The sequence below is a fragment of the Duganella sp. sic0402 genome, from assembly GCF_019219065.1.
In the GTDB taxonomy this organism is placed as follows: Bacteria; Pseudomonadota; Gammaproteobacteria; order Burkholderiales; family Burkholderiaceae_D; genus Rugamonas.
In genome coordinates this window covers 99,880-115,912 of record NZ_JAHUWK010000005.1, presented here as the reverse complement: position 1 = coordinate 115,912, position 16,033 = coordinate 99,880, and the positions used below count along the sequence as shown (strand labels likewise).

Genomic DNA, 16,033 nt, shown 5'->3' with positions numbered 1-16,033 from the left:
CATGACCATCCAAGTAAAAAACATCAACAAACGGTTCGGCGATTTCGTCGCGCTCAACAACATCTCGCTGGATTTCCCGCAAGGCGAACTGACCGCGCTGCTGGGCCCATCGGGTTGCGGCAAGACCACGCTGCTGCGTTGCATCGCCGGCCTGGAACATCCGGACTCGGGCCAGGTGCTGCTTGACGGCCAGGACGCTTCTGACCGTCACGTGCGCGAGCGCCAGGTGGGGTTTGTGTTCCAGCACTATGCGCTGTTCAAGCACATGACGGTGTTCGAGAACGTCGCCTTCGGCCTGCGCGTCAAATCGCGCAGCGAGCGTCCGTCGGAAGAGCAAATCCGCCGCAAGGTCAAAGACCTGCTGGAGCTGGTGCAGCTGGATTGGCTGGCCGACCGCTATCCGCCACAACTGTCGGGCGGCCAGCGTCAGCGTATCGCACTGGCGCGCGCCTTGGCGGTTGAGCCACGCGTACTGCTGCTGGATGAACCGTTCGGTGCACTGGACGCCAAGGTGCGCAAGGAACTGCGCCGCTGGCTGCGTCGCCTGCACGATGAGCTGCACGTGACCTCGATCTTCGTTACCCACGATCAGGAAGAGGCACTGGAAGTGGCGGACCAGGTGGTGCTGATGAACAAGGGTAACGTCGAGCAGATCGGCGCGCCGGACGAGGTGTACAACCATCCGGCTTCGCCGTTCGTCTACGGCTTCCTGGGTAACGTCAACGTGTTCCATGGCCGTGTGCAGGATGGCGTACTGGCCAGCGGCGACGCCAGCTTCACCGTGCCGGGCGAATCGCATGCGGCCGGCAAGGGCACGGCCTATGTGCGTCCGCACGAGCTGGACGTGGACCGCTATACGCCAGGCGCCGAGGGCATTGTGGTCAAGCTGCGCCGCGCGCATGCGATCGGCCCGCTGGCCCAGCTGGACCTGGAGCGCGGCGATAACGCCGAATTGATCGAAGCCGTCATCCCGAACGAGCGCTTTATCAGCCTCGGCCTGAAGGAGGGCGAAACCCTGGTAGTACGTCCGAAGCGCCTGCGCGTGTTCGTCGACGAAGGAGCATCCGTATGAATTTCCAACAACTGCGGTCCATCCGCGAAGCAGCCCGCCGTGGCTATAACCTGACCGAAGTGGCAAACGCCTTGTTCACCTCGCAGCCTGGCGTGTCGCGCCAGATCCGCGAGCTGGAGGACGAGCTGGGGGTGGTCATCTTTGAACGCAACGGCAAGCGCCTGACCGGCATGACCGAGCCGGGCAAGGGCATCCTGAAAATCATCGACCGCCTGCTGATCGAGGCCGAGAACCTGCAACAGGCCAGCCTGGAATACACCGGCCAGCAAAGCGGCACGCTGAGCGTGGCGGCGACCCACACCCAGGCGCGTTACGCGCTGCCGAAAGTGGTGCAGAGCTTCCGCACCGCGTATCCGGACGTGCGCATCGCCTTGCAGCAGAGCGCGCCTGAGCACATCGCCGAATGGATTTTGTCCGGCAAGACCGACATCGGCATCGCCACCGAAGGCCTGTCGCAGTTCCCGGACCTGGTGTCCTTCCCGTGCTACCGCTGGAGCCACCTGATTGTGGTGCCGGACGGCCATCCATTGCTGTCGCGCTCGCCGATAAGGCTGGAAGACCTGGCCGAGTTCCCGCTGATTACCTATGACGTCGGCTTTACCGGCCGCGGCCATATCGACGCGGCATTCGCGCAGGCCGGCGTGCGCCCGGACATCGTGCTGACCGCGATGGACTCGGATGTGATCAAGCAGTACGTGTCGCTGGGCCTGGGGGTAGGTATCGTGGCCTCGATGGCGTTTGATCACGGCCGCGACAAAGGCATGCGCGCGGTGGAAGCATCGCATCTGTTCGCGCAGAACACCACGCGACTGGCAGTCCGCAAGGGAGCTTACCTGCGCTCCTACGCCTATCATTTCATCCAGCAATTCGCGCCGGACCTGAGCCGCGCCGACATCGACGCCGCCCTCAATGGCGGGGACCCGTCCTGATTTGTTGCCGCCGCTACATCACTGTGGCGGCGGCAAAACAGTCATTCAATTTTTCTAATTTTCATGCTGGAATGACCATATACTGACTCCCTGCATCCAACTCAGGGGAGCGCGTAATGGGTTTCGGTAATTGGAAAATCGGCTACCGCCTCGCAGCCGGTCTGGGCGTGGCCATCCTCTTCATGATCGGCATTTCGGTTGAAGGCATCGCCAAGCTGGGCCGCCTGAACGACAACACCAGAGACCTGGCGTCCGACAAGGTGCCCAAGGTCATCCTGGCTTACGAAACAATAGGCGGCTTGAACGATGTGGCGCGCGCCATGCGCAATGCCATGCTGTCCAGCGATCCGGCGGTGGTCAAGGCCGAGCTGGAGCGGGTGGAAAAGCGGCGCGTCGAAAATGGCGAGCGGCTCGACAAGCTGGGCCGGCTGATCGCCGACGATGGCGACCCGCAAAGCAAGGCCAAGCTACAGGCGGTGCTGGACGCGCGCGAAAAATACAGCGTGGTGCAGAGCGCTTTCCTGGCGATGTCGCCCGACGCCAGCCGCCGCGACGAGTCGGTCAAATACCTGCTGACCACGGTGCGCAAGGAGCAGACCGCCTATCTCAACGCGCTGACCGACATGGTCAAATTCCAGAGCGCCGCGATCGAGCAGACGGCGACGGTGGCCGAACAATCCTATAGCAGCTCGCGCACCACGATGATAGTGTTGACGGTGGCGGCTGCGGCGCTGGCGGCGTGGGTGCTGTACGTCATCACGCGCAGTATCACCCAGCCTTTGAACCGCGCGGTCGGCATGGCGCAGGCAGTGGCCGGCGGCGACCTGACCATGCGCATGGAATGCCATACCACCGACGAAACCGGCCAGCTGCTGCGCGCACTGATTGATATGAACGAATCGCTGGCGCGCACGGTGGGCCAGGTGCGCTCGGGTACGGATACGATCACTCATGCGTCGAATGAAATTGCCACCGGCAATATGGATTTGTCGACGCGCACCGAGCAGCAGGCGTCCAGCCTGGAGGAAACCGCATCATCGATGGAGGAGCTGACCTCGACCGTGACGCAAAACGCCGAGAACGCACGCCAGGCGACGCGGCTGGTGGTGGCGGCCTCCGATTATGCGAGCAAGGGCGGACAGGTGGTGGGCGAGGTGGTGTCGACCATGGGGGCGATCAAGGCGAGTTCCAGCAAGATCGTGGACATCATCAGTGTGATTGACGGGATCGCGTTCCAGACCAATATTCTCGCCTTGAATGCGGCGGTGGAGGCAGCGCGCGCGGGTGAACAGGGACGAGGCTTTGCGGTGGTGGCGTCCGAGGTGCGCGGGCTGGCGCAGCGTTCGGCTTCGGCGGCCAAGGAGATCAAGCAGCTGATCGGCAGGTCGGTGGAGACGGTGGATGCTGGTTCTGCGCTGGTGGATCAGGCGGGTGCGACGATGCAGAGCATTGAGCAATCGGTGCAGCAGGTGGCGCAGATCATGCAGCAGATCAGTGCGGCCAGCAGCGAGCAGAGCACGGGGATTGAGCAGGTGAATCAGGCGATTGTGTCGATTGATGATGTAACGCAGCAGAATGCGGCGCTGGTGGAAGAGGCAGCGGCGGCTGCGCAGAGCATGCGGGATCAGGCGGATCTGCTGGCGCAGGCGGTGAGTGTGTTCAAGCTGGCGGGAAACCCGCCACCAGCGCGGCGGCTGGCGGCGGCATGAGGCTGGTCTGGCTTACCAGGTAAAGCCAGCCTTGGCGTAGTAGTAGCGGCCGTTGAAGCCATTCGGCGCCCAGCCGCTGTACGGGTTGATGCCGTCGTTGTACAGATTGCCGGCCGACGTCACCTTATCAGGATAACGATCGGTCGCGTTATCAACACCAACGGTCAGGCGCCAGTTCTTGCCCAGCTTGACGCTGGCCGACAGATCCAGCACCCACTGCGGATCATAGGTCTGATCCAGCGTCGCATTATTCTGCGGTACGGTGAAGCTGCCATAGCGCGTCACCACCGCACGCGCGCCCCATTGCGCCAGTGACCAGTCGGTCGCCAGGCTGAACTTGTCTTTCGGCGAACCCACGGTAATCCGGTTGATGGTCTGGCGATCAATCAAGGTCAGGCCATTGCTGGTCAGGATAGGCGGATTAGCGTTCACATGTTCCAGCGAATTCTTGTTGTGGTTGTAGGCGCCGGTAAAGTCGAAACGGCCTGCATCGCGGGTTTCCCAGCGATAGGTGCTGAGGATATCGACGCCGGTGGTGCGCGTATCGATGGCGTTGGTGAAGTAGCGGCCGGCGCCGACCAGGATGCCTTGCGCGGCCAGTGTGCGTTGCAGCGCCGGGCTCAAGGTCATGTTGGCCGACAGCGCAATCCGGTCGTCGATGTCGATGCGGTAAGCGTCAATCGATGCGGTCCAGTTGCGGGTAGGCTGGAATTGCAGGCCGAGGCTGTAGTTGCGGGCTTTCTCCGCCTTCAGCTGGGTTGCGCCCAGCGCTGACGCGGCGGCACTGCCGACTGCAAAGGTGCCGGTTTCGATCGGCGTATTCACGCCATTCACCACCGAGAAGTTGGTGGTGGTAATCGTGTAGAACTGCTGCGCCAGCGACGGTGCGCGGAAGCCGGACGAGGCGGTTGCGCGCAGCGACACCGCATCATTGAAGGCATAGCGCGTCGACGCCTTGGCTGAAGTGGTGTTGCCGAAGTCGCTGTAGCGCTCGTGGCGCAGCGCGGCCGAGGCCGAGAACTGCTTGGTGATCTCCGCTTCAAAGTTGGTGTAGACCGATTGGTTGTGGCGGCTGTTGCTGCCTGCGTTGACCGGGCGGAAGCCGGAGAAACCCTGCGCACCGCTGCCGCTGTACGAGGCTTCATCACCGGCGCCGATCTTATATTCCTCATGACGGTATTCTGCGCCGAGCGCCACCGTCAGCGGGCCGCTGAAGCCGTCCACCGGAAACTCTTTGGCCACGTCGAAGTTCAGCAGCGACTGGGTGTTTTGCAACTGGCCGGCGTAGAAGTGGGTCGGGCTGTTGGCTGCCAGCGTCAGATTGACGGTGTTGTCCAGGTCCAGCTTGAATTTGTTGCGGCCGTAGTTGGCGCTCAGGTCCCAGCGCCAGCCGCTGGCTTCACCGCGCAGGCCAGTGACCAGCGAGGTGTCGGTGGACTTGCTGTTTTCCAGCGGCAGGAAACCTTCCGGGTAGATGCTGCTGCGGCCGAAGCTGCGCCAGGTGGCGGCTGCCGAGGTTTCGCGCTGGCCGTAGTTGGCGAAGGCGTACCAGTCGATATCGTCGCTCACCCGATACTGGCCGTTGACGAACAGTGTGCGTGGGTTGGTTTCCGGATCGCCGAAGCGCTGGTTGACCTTGCCGTAGCGCGGATCGGTTGGATAGCGGTAGTCGGCGCCGGCGCGGTTGGTCGGATCGCGGTCGGCCGCATCCACCGCCAGGCGTATCCAGCCGTCTTCGCCGAGATTGAAGCCGGTCGAGCCGCGTACCGAAACCTGCTTGCCGTCGCGTTCCTGATATTCACCGAAGCCGATTTCAGCGTCGCCGCCGGCCGCACCTTTCTTCAGGATGATGTTGATCACGCCGGCAATCGCATCCGAGCCGTATTGCGCAGCGGCGCCGTCGCGCAGCACCTCGATGTGGTCAATGGCCGATAGCGGAATCGCGTTCAGGTCGACCGGCGCCGAGCCGCGTCCCTGCGTGCCGTTGACATTGACCACCGACGATGCATGGCGGCGCTTGCCGTTGACCAGCACCAGTACCTGATCAGGCGACAGGCCGCGCAGCTGCGCCGGGCGCACCGCATCGGAAGCATCGGCGCCGGAAGGGCGCGGGAAATTCAGCGATGGCAGCACGCGGCCCAGCACGGTGGCCAGCTCGGTCGAACCACTGGCCTGCAGCTCGCGCGCACCGATGATGTCGACCGGCGATTCGGTATCGATGGTGCGGCGGTTCTTGGCGTAGGTGCCGGTCACCACGATGGACTGCAATTCACCATCCACCGGTTGTTCTTGAGCGAAGGCGGGAAGGACGATAGAGGAAATCAGGCTGGCCAGCAGCAAAGGACGTGCGCGCATCGGATAGTCTCTTGAAAGTATGAATAGAAAAAAGCATATCAGCGGGCGCTTATGCTGCCCACTAATCGTTATGACTAATGATATTCAAGTTTTGGATATGGTGTCGCATCCCGGATTTATTGGCCGGGATTGGTGATCTCGGCGTGGATCTGGTCGACTTGCTGGATGACTTGCTGCGGCAGCTGGATGGCGTAGGCGTCGATGTTGTGCTTGAGCTGCTCCAGATTCGTCGCGCCGATGATGGTCGAGGCGACGAACCAGCGCGAGTAGCACCAGGCCAGCGCCAGTTGCGTCGGCGTCAGGCCGTGGTCGCGCGCCAGCTGGGCGTAGCGCCGCGCCGCTTCCACCGTCGCCGGGCGCGTGTAGCGCGGACTCCAGTTGGCCGGGAAGACGGTCAGCCGGCCGTGCGCCTGCGGATTGTCCAGGTACTTGCCGCTCAGCTGGCCAAACGCCAGCGGGCTGTAGGCCAGCAGGCCGACGTTTTCGCGGTAGCAGGTTTCGTCCAGCAGGCTGGTTTCGTAGTGGCGCGCGCTCAGGTTGTACAGGTTCTGGATGCTGGCGATGCGCGGCAGGTCTTTCATCTCGGACTGCTTGATGAATTCGTTGACGCCCCAGCACGATTCGTTCGATACGCCAATCGCGCCGATCTTGCCTTGCTTGATCAGTTCGCCCAGCGCCGCCAGCGTTTCCTCAATCGGCACGCTGTCGCGCTCGTGCTTCGGGTTGAACACGTTGTTGCCGAATACAGGCACGTTACGGCTCGGCCAGTGCAATTGGTATAAATCGATATGTTCGATTTGCAGCCGCTTCAGGCTGCTCTCCACCGCCGCCTTCAGATTGGCGGCGTCGAAGTTGCGCGCGCGGCCGCCGCGTATCCAGCCGATGCTGGCGTTCGGACCGGCCGCCTTGGTGGCGATCACCAGCTTGTCGCGCTGACCGGATTGCTTCAGCCAGCTGCCCAGGTGACGCTCGGTCGCACCTTGCGTTTCAGCGCGCGCCATCACCGGGTACATTTCCGCCGTGTCGATGAAGTTGATACCGCGCTCGACCGCATAGTCGAGCTGGCTGTGTGCTTCCGCTTCGGTGTTCTGCTCACCCCAGGTCATCGTGCCGAGGCAGATTTTGCTGACGTGCAGATGGCTGTTACCCAGCTGTACCTTGTCCATCGATGCTCCCTTAGTCTTAGTGGCCGCGCACGGCGTCGGCGCAATCCTTGATCAGCGCCGGGCCGGCGTAGATCAGGCCGCTGTACAGCTGCACCAGCTGCGCGCCGCATTCCATTTTCACGCGTGCGTCCGCACCCTGCATGATGCCGCCCACGCCGATGATCGGCAGCGCATCGCCCAGTTCGGCTTTGAGCAGGCGGATCACGGTATTCGAGAACTGGAATACCGGTGCGCCCGACAGGCCGCCCGCTTCCGCGCCGTGCAGCATGCCGGTCACGGCGTCGCGGTCGAGCGTGGTGTTGGTGGCGATGACACCGTCGATCTTGTGGCGGATCAGCGCGTCGGCGATATTCTTGACCTGGTCGCCATCCATGTCCGGCGCGATTTTCAGGGCCAGCGGCACGTAGCGCTTGTGCAGGTCGGCCAGGCGCAGCTGAGCTTCCTTCAGTGTGCCCAGCAGGCCATCCAGTTCCGAGCCGCCTTGCAGCTGGCGCAGGTTCTTGGTGTTCGGCGAGGAGATGTTGACGGTGACGTAGCTGGCGTAAGGATAGACTTTTTGCAGGCAGTGCAGATAGTCGTCGGTGGCGCTTTCAATCGGGGTGGTGGCGTTTTTGCCGATGTTCAGGCCCAGCACGCCCTCCTTGTTCTGGTAAAAACGCGAGGCCTGCACATTGGCCACAAACGCGTCCACGCCGCCATTGTTGAAGCCCATGCGGTTGATGATGGCGTGCGCTTCCGGCAGGCGGAACATGCGCGGTTTCGGATTGCCCGGTTGCGCGCGTGGCGTCACGGTGCCGACTTCGATCGAGCCGAAGCCCAGATCGGCCAGCGCGTCGATGTAGGCGCCGTCCTTGTCCAGGCCGGCGGCGAGTCCAACCGGATTCTTGAAGGTAATCCCCATCACGGTGCGCGGATCGGCCTTGGGCTGCGCGACCAGCTTGGTCAGGCCCAGCGACGCGGCGCGTTTCAGTGCGGGAAGGGTGAAGTGGTGGGCGGCTTCGGCTTCCATCGAAAACAGCATCGGACGGGCCAGGGAGTACAGGAATTTGTTGGACATGGGCGGCTCTGGTTGTAATTCGCCCGTATTTTATCAGGCGTCCAGCACGCTCCACACGCCTTTTACCCGCGCCTCCAGCGGTTTGAAGTTGGTTTTGTAGGACATTTTCGGGCTTTCCTTGATCCAGTAGCCCAGGTAGACATAGGGCAGCTTCAGCTCCCGTGCTTGTTCAATTTGCCACAAAACATTGAAGGTGCCGTAGGAGGCGCCTTCCATATCAGGGTCGAAGAAGGTGTAGACCGATGACAGCCCATCTGACAGCACATCGATGATGCTGACCATGCGCAGCGTGCCGCCCGGTTCGCGGAATTCCACCAGCCGCGTGTTGACCCGGCTTTGCAGCAGGAATTGCGCGTACTGGTCGCGGCTGTCCTGGTCCATGCCGCCGCCGGCGTGGCGCTTGCTCTGGTAGCGCAGATAGAGTTCGTAATGCTCGTCGGAGAAGGACAGCGTGGCGACGCCGGCGCGCAGGTCGCCATGCTTCATCCAGGCGCGGCGCTGGGTGCGGCTGGGGCGGAACTCGTCGGTCACCACGCGCACCGGAATGCAGGCCTGGCAGCCATCGCAATATGGACGATACGTAAAGATGCCGCTGCGGCGGAAACCGTTCTTGACCAGCTCCGAATACACATCCGCGTTGATCAGGTGTGAAGGCGTGGCAACCTGCGAGCGCGCCTGGCGCGCGTCCAGGTAGCTGCAAGGGTAGGGCGCCGTGGTGTAAAACTGCAGCGTCGCGAAAGGCAGGTCGTTCAGGTGCGTCATGCACGTCCTATCGGCGGTGGTTGAGGCTCCATGTTAGCTTAACTGGCTGGAGCGAGTGGTGCAACGGGTTCCCATGCGGTGATCTGCGGCAATTCAATACTGTTGCGCAGATGCGCCAGGAATTGCGCGCGCGGGATGGGGGCGGCGCCCAGCGAAGCCAGGTGGCCGGTCTCCTGTTGGCAATCGATCATCTGTACGCCGTGCTGGCGCAGGAAGCGCACCAGGTAGGCCAAGGCGATCTTGGAACCGTCGGTGACGCGCGCGAACATCGATTCGCCATAGAACATGCGGCCGATGCTGACGCCGTAGGCACCGCCGACCAGTTCGCCATCCAGCCACAGTTCGGCCGAGTGCGCATAGCCCATCTGGTGCAGGCCGGTGTAGCCGGCGATGATGTCTTCCGAGATCCAGGTGCCGGGACCGTCGCGGCGCGGCGCGGCACAGTTGCGCATCACTTGCCCGAAGGCGCTGTCGAAGCGCACTTGCCAGCGGCCGTTTTCTTCCATGCTGCGTTGGACTTTGCGCAAGCTTTTCTTTAGCGAATCGGTGATGCGGAAGTTCTCCGTCATCAGCACCATGCGCGGGTCGGTGCTCCACCACAGGATGGGCTGGCCTTCGGAGAACCAGGGGAAGATGCCCTGCTTGTAGGCCATCAGCAAGCGCTGCGGCGACAGGTCGGCGCCGGCCGCCAGCAGGCCGGGCGCGTCCTTGGTCAGCGCTTCGGCGACGTCGGGAAACGGCGTGTGGGTGTCGAGCCAGGGTATCATCGATGCGTTACACCGGGTCGCTATCGGAACGCATGTTGCGGGTGATGTCCTGTGTGTGGAAGCCGTAGCTGCCGCCTTCGCGGATGTTGATGCGGTCGGCGAAGAACAGTTCCAGCGTGGTGCGGATGGTGGGGAAGGCCAGGTCGTCCCACGGTATTTCTTTTTCGCTGAACAGCTGGACTTCCAGGCTTTCCTCGCCAGGCGCGAAGTCGAGGTCGAGCAGTTCGGCCAGGTAGAACATATGCACCTGGTGGACGCGCGCGACGTTGAGCAGCGTGAACAGATTGCCAAGCTTGATGTTGGCGCCAGCTTCTTCCTGGGTTTCGCGAATGGCGGCCTCGGCGGTGGTTTCATTGTTTTCCATGAAGCCGGCCGGCAGCGTCCAATAACCGTAGCGCGGCTCAATGGCGCGCTTGCACAGCAATACCTTCAGTTCGCCGCCGCGTTCCCATACCGGAATCGAGCCCAGCACCATTTTCGGATTCTGGTAGTGGATCGTGGCGCAGCTGGTGCACACATAGCGGGGACGGTTATCGCCAGCGGGAATGCTGAGGCTGACGGGGGAGGCGCATTCGGAACAGAATTTCATAAACAATTGCTCAAGTCGATTTAATGCTTACTTTACACCGATTGCCGCATGCACGGCAGACGCGCGGACGCGTTGGCTCGGCATTTATTCGATCTATCGTGCTTGTTTTAGGGATTGATATTGCCTAAGCGAGGGATTTGCCCTATAATAACGGCACAGACGCGGGGTGGAGCAGTCTGGCAGCTCGTCGGGCTCATAACCCGAAGGTCACAGGTTCAAATCCTGTCCCCGCAACCAAATTCTAAAGCCGTTGATGCCGTCAGGGATCAACGGCTTTTTCGTTTTCGGCGGGATAAAAATCCTCATCGAGAAGTTGATCTGTGGTGTAAGGATTTTCTCGCGGGAAGGCTGAGGCTGGCATGCGGGTGTCCAGCACTGCGGCGCGTACCGCTTGGGGATAGGCGTGGGCGACATATTCATCAAGTTGTGGCCGCAAGCTTGGCATTTGCTTCAACACGTCCTGAATTTCTTCCCGATCATGACTGGCTGGAATTGGTATTTCAACAGATGCGCCATCAATCCGCGTAGCCGGCTGGATACTTCGTTCTTGTCTTTTCGCACTTGATACCCCAGCTCGGAAATGATGTTCTCCACATCCAGCTGGTCGAATTTGCCTGCGCGCAGCAGGGCGATCTGGGTGTCGGTCCAGATCAGGGCATCGGTTTCGTAGCGGCTGTTGAGATGAACGTCCATAGGGCACCGTCGTAGAGCGGGGATCGGTGCTTCACTTTATGCTCGATCAAGCTTGTTCGCAAGCGGCCACGGCCTGACGAACGTAGTCGAGGACCGCCGGGCTGACCCAGGTGCCTTTCAGCAGCTCGGGCTCGCTTTCGTGGGCGTGGCGGATCTTGGCTTGCGTTTCGGGATTGTTGCCGGCGCGGGCGTGGAACAGCGCCATCCATTCCTGCGCCAGCCTTTGCGATGATGCGTGTTCGGGCGGCACGCCTTGCTCCATCTGCTGATGCACTTTGATGAACAGCAGTATCCACTCATCAGCGTACTTGCGGCTGTTGGCGCGCAGGTAGCGCATTTCGTCTTCATCCAGGTATTTCGCGTACAGCGCCATCTTGCGCGCGTTGAAGGCCGCGCCGATGTACTGCCGCATTTCCTCGGTCACCGGCGAGCGCCTGCCTTCGGATTGTTCCTGCTGCAGCATCAGGGTCATGCGATGCGCGAAGGCGGGATTGGTGGCGGTGTCGTGCTCCAGCGTTTCCATCCAGCGTTGTGACAGCTGGCTGGCCTGCTCGCTATCGGTGGAGACGCCGCGCGCCATCAGCGAGTGCACCTCGGCCACCATCGTGCGCCAGGTGGCGTTGCGGCGTGCGCTCTGCTGCCAGAATGGCAAACGGCGCAGTTCCTCCGGCGTGAAGTACTGCTCGTACAGCCGCATGTGCTCCAGCGCGCCGAGCCAGTCTTCCAGCGCGGGCTTATCGTCGCTGGGCATCTGGCGCTGCAACTGGCTGAGTTGCTCGCGCAGCGTCGTGGCCTGTTTGATTTGCTGGTCCAGCGCCGCGATCTGCTGCGAGACGATGTCGGCAAACTGTGCGTCCGGGCTGGCGAGGAAGGTGGCGATGTCGGCCAGCGACATGCCGAACTTGCGCAGCGCCTGGATCTTGTGCAGGCGCTCGACGTCGTCGCGGTTGTATAGCCGGTAGCCGGAATCGGCGCGCGCCGATGGCGTGAGCAGGCCGATGTCGTCATAGTGATGCAGTGCGCGCACCGTGAGGCCGGAGCGGGCCGCCAGTTCGCCGATCTTCAGTACGGTTTTTTCCATGCCGTCTAGTTTAAACCGTGGCGCGGATCAGGCGGAAAATACCGCTGAGCTGCGCGCCGTAAAGCGCGCCCAGTTGTTCCGGGCCGAAGTGTTCGACGTGGCAAAAGCCCTGGTAGCGCAGCATGTGCTCCAACAGCTGCGGTTCGAAGCTGCTGTGCAGATGCTCTCCCTGCGCGGCCAGCGAGACGGCGATAAACTCCAGGCCTGCTTGCTCCTGCGCGGTCAGATGCTGGCGCTGAACGCAATAGTCGAAGACGATGCTGCTGCCTGGCGCGCAGTTGGCGATGTCGCCGAGCGTTTGCATGACTTGATCGGGCTTGAGGTACATGCTGACGCCAAGCCATGAGAAGCATGCCGGTTGCGCGGCGTCGAAGCCCGCTTGCAGCAGGTCTTCCATCAGCGATGCCTCGCTGAAGTCGCTGGCAACGTAGCGGACATGCTCCGGCTCGGCGATGCCGGCCGCGCAAAGACAGTCGCGCTTCCATCGCTGCATGGCTGGCAAGTCAACCTCATAAACCCTACCGTCATTCCCGCACAAGCGGGAATCCATGCTGAGCAACGACTCCCGATAAGCATAAGTATCCAGCCCCGCGCCAAGAATCACGTATTGCTGCACGCCCTGAATGCTGTCCTCCGCAAGGCGCGCCCGGACCGCCATGGTGGCGCGCATCGCCACAGCAAGCGGATGCTGCTGGCGCTGGGCGTCGGCGCGCAGTTCAGCTTCATGCTCGGCACCGAGTATGCGCAATGCCAGCGGATCGTTCAGAACCAGCGGCGCATCGTACAGCTGATGCGCGGCGCGGGCGGTGGCGGTGATCCAGGCGCTGGGCTTGGGTGGTACGGGATGTGTCATGTTCTCTCCTCATCAGGTAAAGGAGAGCGTAAAGCCTCACGTTGCGTGAGGCTCAAGCGAAATTTAATCGCCTGGATGCAGGCTGGCCCACAAGTGGGCGGCGGCCATGGTGCGGTGCGGGCTGTAGCGGGCCAGGATTTCCTCGGTGCGCTTGATATGCGGCTTGGCGTCCTCACCGAGCAGCGTTTGCAGCGCGGCGCGCACGGCCACATCGCCATGCAGCGAGCAGTCGGCGTCGCCATAGCCGCGCAGCAGGCCGTAGTTGACAGTCCACGGGCCGATGCCTTTGACGGCCAGCAGCGCGGCGGAGATGTGCTCGATGCGGTTGTCGTCCGCGAGTTCCAGCCGCAGCGCGCCATCCGTGACCAACTGCGCCAGCCGCAGCAGCGTTTCCGCCTTGGCACGTGAGAATTTGCGGCTGGTGAGGTCATCCACCGACAGCGCTGCGGCGCTGCGGGCATCCGGGTAGCACCACAGGCCGCTGCTGTGCTGCTGGCCTGCTTGCAGGATGAAGGTGCGGCGCAAGGCAATCGCAAACGACAGATTGATCTGCTGGCCGATGATGGCCCAGGTCAGCGCTTCAAACACGGTGGCTGATTGAACGATGCGTAGGCCCGGCTGGCGTTTCGCCAGTGCTGCGAACAGCGGGTCTTTTTTGACGAAGCGGTAGAACGGCGCCGGATCGATGCGCAGGCCGAGGATGTTCAGCACCGCATCGCGCGCCTGTTGCTGGCCTGCGGCGCTCAGCTTGCCGTCGGCATGCACGGTGATGCGGGCGTCGGCTGCCGCACCGGCAGCGGGCAAGGCGATGTCCAGCACCACCGGCACGCCATCCAGCAGCATGCCTTTGCGCAGGCGTTCGGTGCTGACTTGTTCCGCGATGCTTTCGGCGTCGCGGCGGTGGAAGGCCAGCACGTCGTCCAGGCGATAATCCGCCGGCAGCGCCAGGGTGTATGGCTTCATGCCGCGCGCGTCCGGAAGCGGAAACCGGTCACCAGTACGGTGCCGGTGATGACGATGGCCGCGCCGGCAAAGGTGTACCAGCCAACCGTCTCGCCGAGAAATAGCACGCCCCACAGGATGCCGAACAAGGGGCTGAGGAAGGTCACTGTCAGCGCCGACGATGGGCCGACATCCTGGATCAGGCGGAAGTAGATCAGGTAAGCCACGCCGCTGCACAGCACCGCCAGCGCGATCACGGCGGCCATGATGCCGATGGTCGGCTCGCCCGGCGCGGGGAAGAACGGTACCACCGGCAGCACCATCAGTGCCGAAGCCCACATCGAGCCATGCGCATTGGCGAACGGCTCGACCGCCTTGGCCTGCCTGGCGTAGTTGCTGGCGATGCCGTAGTTGAAGGAGGCGAATAGCACGGCAGCGATGGCGATGGCGGCGCCTGGCTTGGAACTCACATGGTCAAAGCCGACCAGCAGCGCGACGCCGCAGGTGCCGAGCAACAGGCCAAGCAGCACTTTGCCGCTGACCATGGTGCGCGACCAGGCTGCGGCGATCAGCGTGCCCCACAGCGGCGTGGTGGCGTTCAGCACCGCCAGCACCGATGCCGACAGCGTGCGCGCGGCAAATGCAAACATCAGGAAGGGCAGGGCGGAGTTGAACAGGCCGAGGATGAAGTAGTGTTTCCAGTGCTGTTTCCAGTCCAGTGACTTCTTCAGGAACAGGCCGACTACGGCCAGGAAGATGGCGGCGAACAGTACGCGGTATTCGATCAGCACGGCGGCGCCCAGCACCGGCGCGGCAATCCGCATGAACAGGAATGAGCCTCCCCAGATGGCGGCTAGTAAGATAAGGCGTAACAGGTTGGCGGTGCTCATGCGGGTTTCCGGTGGGTTGTGCGGGGCGGCGTGACCCGGCCGCGTTATTGTCGCTCAGGCTCGCACAGCAAACCAGCCGATTTTTGCTTTTGAATTCAAACGTTGAGTGAGACGTGCCCGGCCGTGCGGGTTTAAACGGCGCCGCTTTCCACCGCGCAGACAGTATCGCCAGGTTTTGTCGGGGCGGCGGCGTGCGGCACGATCATGTCGGTCGGCACACCGTTTTTAATTGCGGTCATTTCGGCCAGAATCGAAATCGCAATTTCCGACGGCGTCTTGCTGCCGATGTACAGGCCAATCGGCCCATGCAGCCGCGCCAGCTGCTCCGGCGTCAGGTCAAACTCCAGCAGCCGCTCGCGGCGCTTGCTGTTGTTGAGCCGCGAGCCGATGGCGCCGACGTAGAAGGCTTCCGACTTCAGCGCCTCCATCAACGCCAGGTCATCCAGCTTGGGGTCATGGGTCAGCGCCACCACCGCGCTACGCCGGTCCAGCTGCATCGCCAGCACCACATCATCCGGCATCTCATGCACCAGCTGCACGCCATCCACATGCCAGCCGGCGCGGTACTCTTCGCGCGGATCGCAGACGGTCACGCTGTAGTCCATGGCCAGCGCGATCTGCGACAGGAAGCGCGACAACTGCCCGGCGCCGATGATCAGCAAGCGCCAGCGCGGCCCGTGCACGGTGACCATCGCCTGCTCGCTGACCTGCATCTGCGCGCCCGCCGCCGCCTTGGACAGCTCGACTTCGCCGCTGCGCAGGTCCAGCCGGCGCTGTACCAATTCATGCCGTTCCAGCCGTTGCAGCAGCTCGGCGATCCGGCTGCGTTGCGACAGCGGTTCGATCGACAGTTCGATGGTGCCGCCGCAGGGCAGGCCAAAGCGGTGCGCTTCGTCCGCGGTGATGCCGTAGCTGACAATTTCCGGTGTGTCGCGCTGGATGCCCTCATCGCGCACGCGGGCGATCAGGTCGTCCTCGATACAGCCGCCCGACACCGAGCCGACCACGGTGCCATCCTCGCAGATGGCCAGCGTGGCGCCGATCGGGCGCGGACTGGAGCCCCAGGTCTTGATGACGGTGATCAGTTCGCAGCGGCGCCCGGACGCGATCCATGCAGCGCTGGTTTTCAATACTTCGAGGTCGATGGAGTCCATGAATGGAATATACT

The 16,033-nt window shown here is 62.6% G+C and carries 14 protein-coding genes, 1 tRNA gene and 1 pseudogene; 4 read left to right on the top strand and 12 right to left on the bottom strand.

The window, feature by feature from the left end:
* The first annotated feature begins 1 nt into the window (after window position 1).
* The 3 genes from KW842_RS14485 (at window position 2) to KW842_RS14475 (ending at window position 3,710) form a co-directional block, all read left to right on the top strand.
* Window positions 2-1,072: a sulfate/molybdate ABC transporter ATP-binding protein gene (locus KW842_RS14485; protein WP_218304817.1), complete on the top strand. Its 1,071-nt coding sequence runs from the start codon at window positions 2-4 to the stop codon at window positions 1,070-1,072.
* On the top strand, window positions 1,069-2,001 hold the full coding sequence (locus KW842_RS14480; protein WP_218304816.1) for a CysB family HTH-type transcriptional regulator: 933 nt from the start codon (window positions 1,069-1,071) through the stop codon (window positions 1,999-2,001). The genes KW842_RS14485 and KW842_RS14480 overlap by 4 nt, the downstream gene beginning before the upstream one ends.
* 116 nt (window positions 2,002-2,117) lie before the next feature.
* Window positions 2,118-3,710 (top strand): methyl-accepting chemotaxis protein, encoded by a 1,593-nt coding sequence (locus tag KW842_RS14475; RefSeq protein ID WP_218304815.1) that lies wholly within the window; start codon window positions 2,118-2,120, stop codon window positions 3,708-3,710.
* A 12-nt stretch (window positions 3,711-3,722) separates the two neighbouring features.
* On the opposite strand, the gene KW842_RS14470 is transcribed toward KW842_RS14475, so the two are convergent.
* The 6 genes from KW842_RS14470 to KW842_RS14445 all read right to left on the bottom strand — a co-directional run bounded on the left by KW842_RS14470 (window position 3,723) and on the right by KW842_RS14445 (window position 10,406).
* The gene (locus KW842_RS14470) at window positions 3,723-6,065 is read right to left on the bottom strand and encodes a TonB-dependent siderophore receptor (protein WP_218304814.1); all 2,343 of its coding nucleotides are present in this window, start codon (window positions 6,063-6,065) and stop codon (window positions 3,723-3,725) included.
* A 116-nt stretch (window positions 6,066-6,181) separates the two neighbouring features.
* Window positions 6,182-7,231: an aldo/keto reductase gene (locus KW842_RS14465; protein ID WP_218304813.1), complete on the bottom strand. Its 1,050-nt coding sequence runs from the start codon at window positions 7,229-7,231 to the stop codon at window positions 6,182-6,184.
* Window positions 7,232-7,247: 16 nt separating this feature from the next.
* Complete coding sequence (locus tag KW842_RS14460) at window positions 7,248-8,288, bottom strand: quinone-dependent dihydroorotate dehydrogenase (protein ID WP_218304812.1); 1,041 nt, start codon at window positions 8,286-8,288, stop codon at window positions 7,248-7,250.
* A 33-nt stretch (window positions 8,289-8,321) separates the two neighbouring features.
* Window positions 8,322-9,050 carry an arginyltransferase gene (locus tag KW842_RS14455; protein ID WP_218304811.1) on the bottom strand — a complete coding sequence of 243 codons (729 nt, stop codon included), beginning with the start codon at window positions 9,048-9,050 and terminating at the stop codon, window positions 8,322-8,324.
* A gap of 38 nt (window positions 9,051-9,088) precedes the next feature.
* Window positions 9,089-9,817, bottom strand: coding sequence for a leucyl/phenylalanyl-tRNA--protein transferase (aat, locus tag KW842_RS14450; RefSeq protein WP_218304810.1), 729 nt, complete (start codon window positions 9,815-9,817; stop codon window positions 9,089-9,091).
* Between the two features lie 7 nt (window positions 9,818-9,824).
* Complete coding sequence (locus tag KW842_RS14445) at window positions 9,825-10,406, bottom strand: NUDIX hydrolase (protein WP_218304809.1); 582 nt, start codon at window positions 10,404-10,406, stop codon at window positions 9,825-9,827.
* A 160-nt stretch (window positions 10,407-10,566) separates the two neighbouring features.
* Between KW842_RS14445 and KW842_RS14440 the strand changes: the two genes are divergently transcribed.
* Window positions 10,567-10,643 (top strand) — tRNA-Met (locus tag KW842_RS14440).
* Between the two features lie 22 nt (window positions 10,644-10,665).
* Here KW842_RS14440 and KW842_RS27500 read toward each other — a convergent pair.
* From KW842_RS27500 to KW842_RS14405, 6 genes and pseudogenes are all read right to left on the bottom strand, one after another.
* A pseudogene (locus KW842_RS27500) lies at window positions 10,666-11,099 on the bottom strand (DUF29 domain-containing protein).
* Between the two features lie 46 nt (window positions 11,100-11,145).
* On the bottom strand, window positions 11,146-12,180 hold the full coding sequence (locus KW842_RS14425; protein WP_218304806.1) for a MerR family transcriptional regulator: 1,035 nt from the start codon (window positions 12,178-12,180) through the stop codon (window positions 11,146-11,148).
* Window positions 12,181-12,190: 10 nt separating this feature from the next.
* A complete protein-coding gene (locus KW842_RS14420; RefSeq protein ID WP_218304805.1) occupies window positions 12,191-13,033 on the bottom strand; it encodes a class I SAM-dependent methyltransferase in 843 nt (280 codons plus the stop codon).
* A gap of 63 nt (window positions 13,034-13,096) precedes the next feature.
* Window positions 13,097-13,996, bottom strand: coding sequence for a DNA-3-methyladenine glycosylase (locus KW842_RS14415; RefSeq protein ID WP_218304804.1), 900 nt, complete (start codon window positions 13,994-13,996; stop codon window positions 13,097-13,099).
* Window positions 13,993-14,865 carry a DMT family transporter gene (locus tag KW842_RS14410; protein ID WP_218304803.1) on the bottom strand — a complete coding sequence of 291 codons (873 nt, stop codon included), beginning with the start codon at window positions 14,863-14,865 and terminating at the stop codon, window positions 13,993-13,995. Before KW842_RS14410 ends, KW842_RS14415 begins: the two co-directional genes overlap by 4 nt.
* Window positions 14,866-14,996: 131 nt before the next feature.
* Entirely contained in the window at window positions 14,997-16,019 is a 1,023-nt protein-coding gene (locus KW842_RS14405; protein ID WP_218304802.1) for an XdhC family protein, read from the bottom strand.
* Window positions 16,020-16,033 lie beyond the last annotated feature (14 nt).

Excerpts from the sequence above, each read along its gene's own strand:
- KW842_RS14485 (WP_218304817.1), top strand. The coding sequence starts at position 2 with ATGACCATCCAAGTAAAAAACATCAACAAACGGTTCGGCGATTTCGTC.
- KW842_RS14480 (WP_218304816.1), top strand. The coding sequence starts at position 1,069 with ATGAATTTCCAACAACTGCGGTCCATCCGCGAAGCAGCCCGCCGTGGC.
- KW842_RS14475 (WP_218304815.1), top strand. The coding sequence starts at position 2,118 with ATGGGTTTCGGTAATTGGAAAATCGGCTACCGCCTCGCAGCCGGTCTG.
- KW842_RS14470 (WP_218304814.1), bottom strand. The coding sequence starts at position 6,065 with ATGCGCGCACGTCCTTTGCTGCTGGCCAGCCTGATTTCCTCTATCGTC.
- KW842_RS14465 (WP_218304813.1), bottom strand. The coding sequence starts at position 7,231 with ATGGACAAGGTACAGCTGGGTAACAGCCATCTGCACGTCAGCAAAATC.
- KW842_RS14460 (WP_218304812.1), bottom strand. The coding sequence starts at position 8,288 with ATGTCCAACAAATTCCTGTACTCCCTGGCCCGTCCGATGCTGTTTTCG.
- KW842_RS14455 (WP_218304811.1), bottom strand. The coding sequence starts at position 9,050 with ATGACGCACCTGAACGACCTGCCTTTCGCGACGCTGCAGTTTTACACC.
- aat (WP_218304810.1), bottom strand. The coding sequence starts at position 9,817 with ATGATACCCTGGCTCGACACCCACACGCCGTTTCCCGACGTCGCCGAA.
- KW842_RS14445 (WP_218304809.1), bottom strand. The coding sequence starts at position 10,406 with ATGAAATTCTGTTCCGAATGCGCCTCCCCCGTCAGCCTCAGCATTCCC.
- KW842_RS14425 (WP_218304806.1), bottom strand. The coding sequence starts at position 12,180 with ATGGAAAAAACCGTACTGAAGATCGGCGAACTGGCGGCCCGCTCCGGC.
- KW842_RS14420 (WP_218304805.1), bottom strand. The coding sequence starts at position 13,033 with ATGACACATCCCGTACCACCCAAGCCCAGCGCCTGGATCACCGCCACC.
- KW842_RS14415 (WP_218304804.1), bottom strand. The coding sequence starts at position 13,996 with ATGAAGCCATACACCCTGGCGCTGCCGGCGGATTATCGCCTGGACGAC.
- KW842_RS14410 (WP_218304803.1), bottom strand. The coding sequence starts at position 14,865 with ATGAGCACCGCCAACCTGTTACGCCTTATCTTACTAGCCGCCATCTGG.
- KW842_RS14405 (WP_218304802.1), bottom strand. The coding sequence starts at position 16,019 with ATGGACTCCATCGACCTCGAAGTATTGAAAACCAGCGCTGCATGGATC.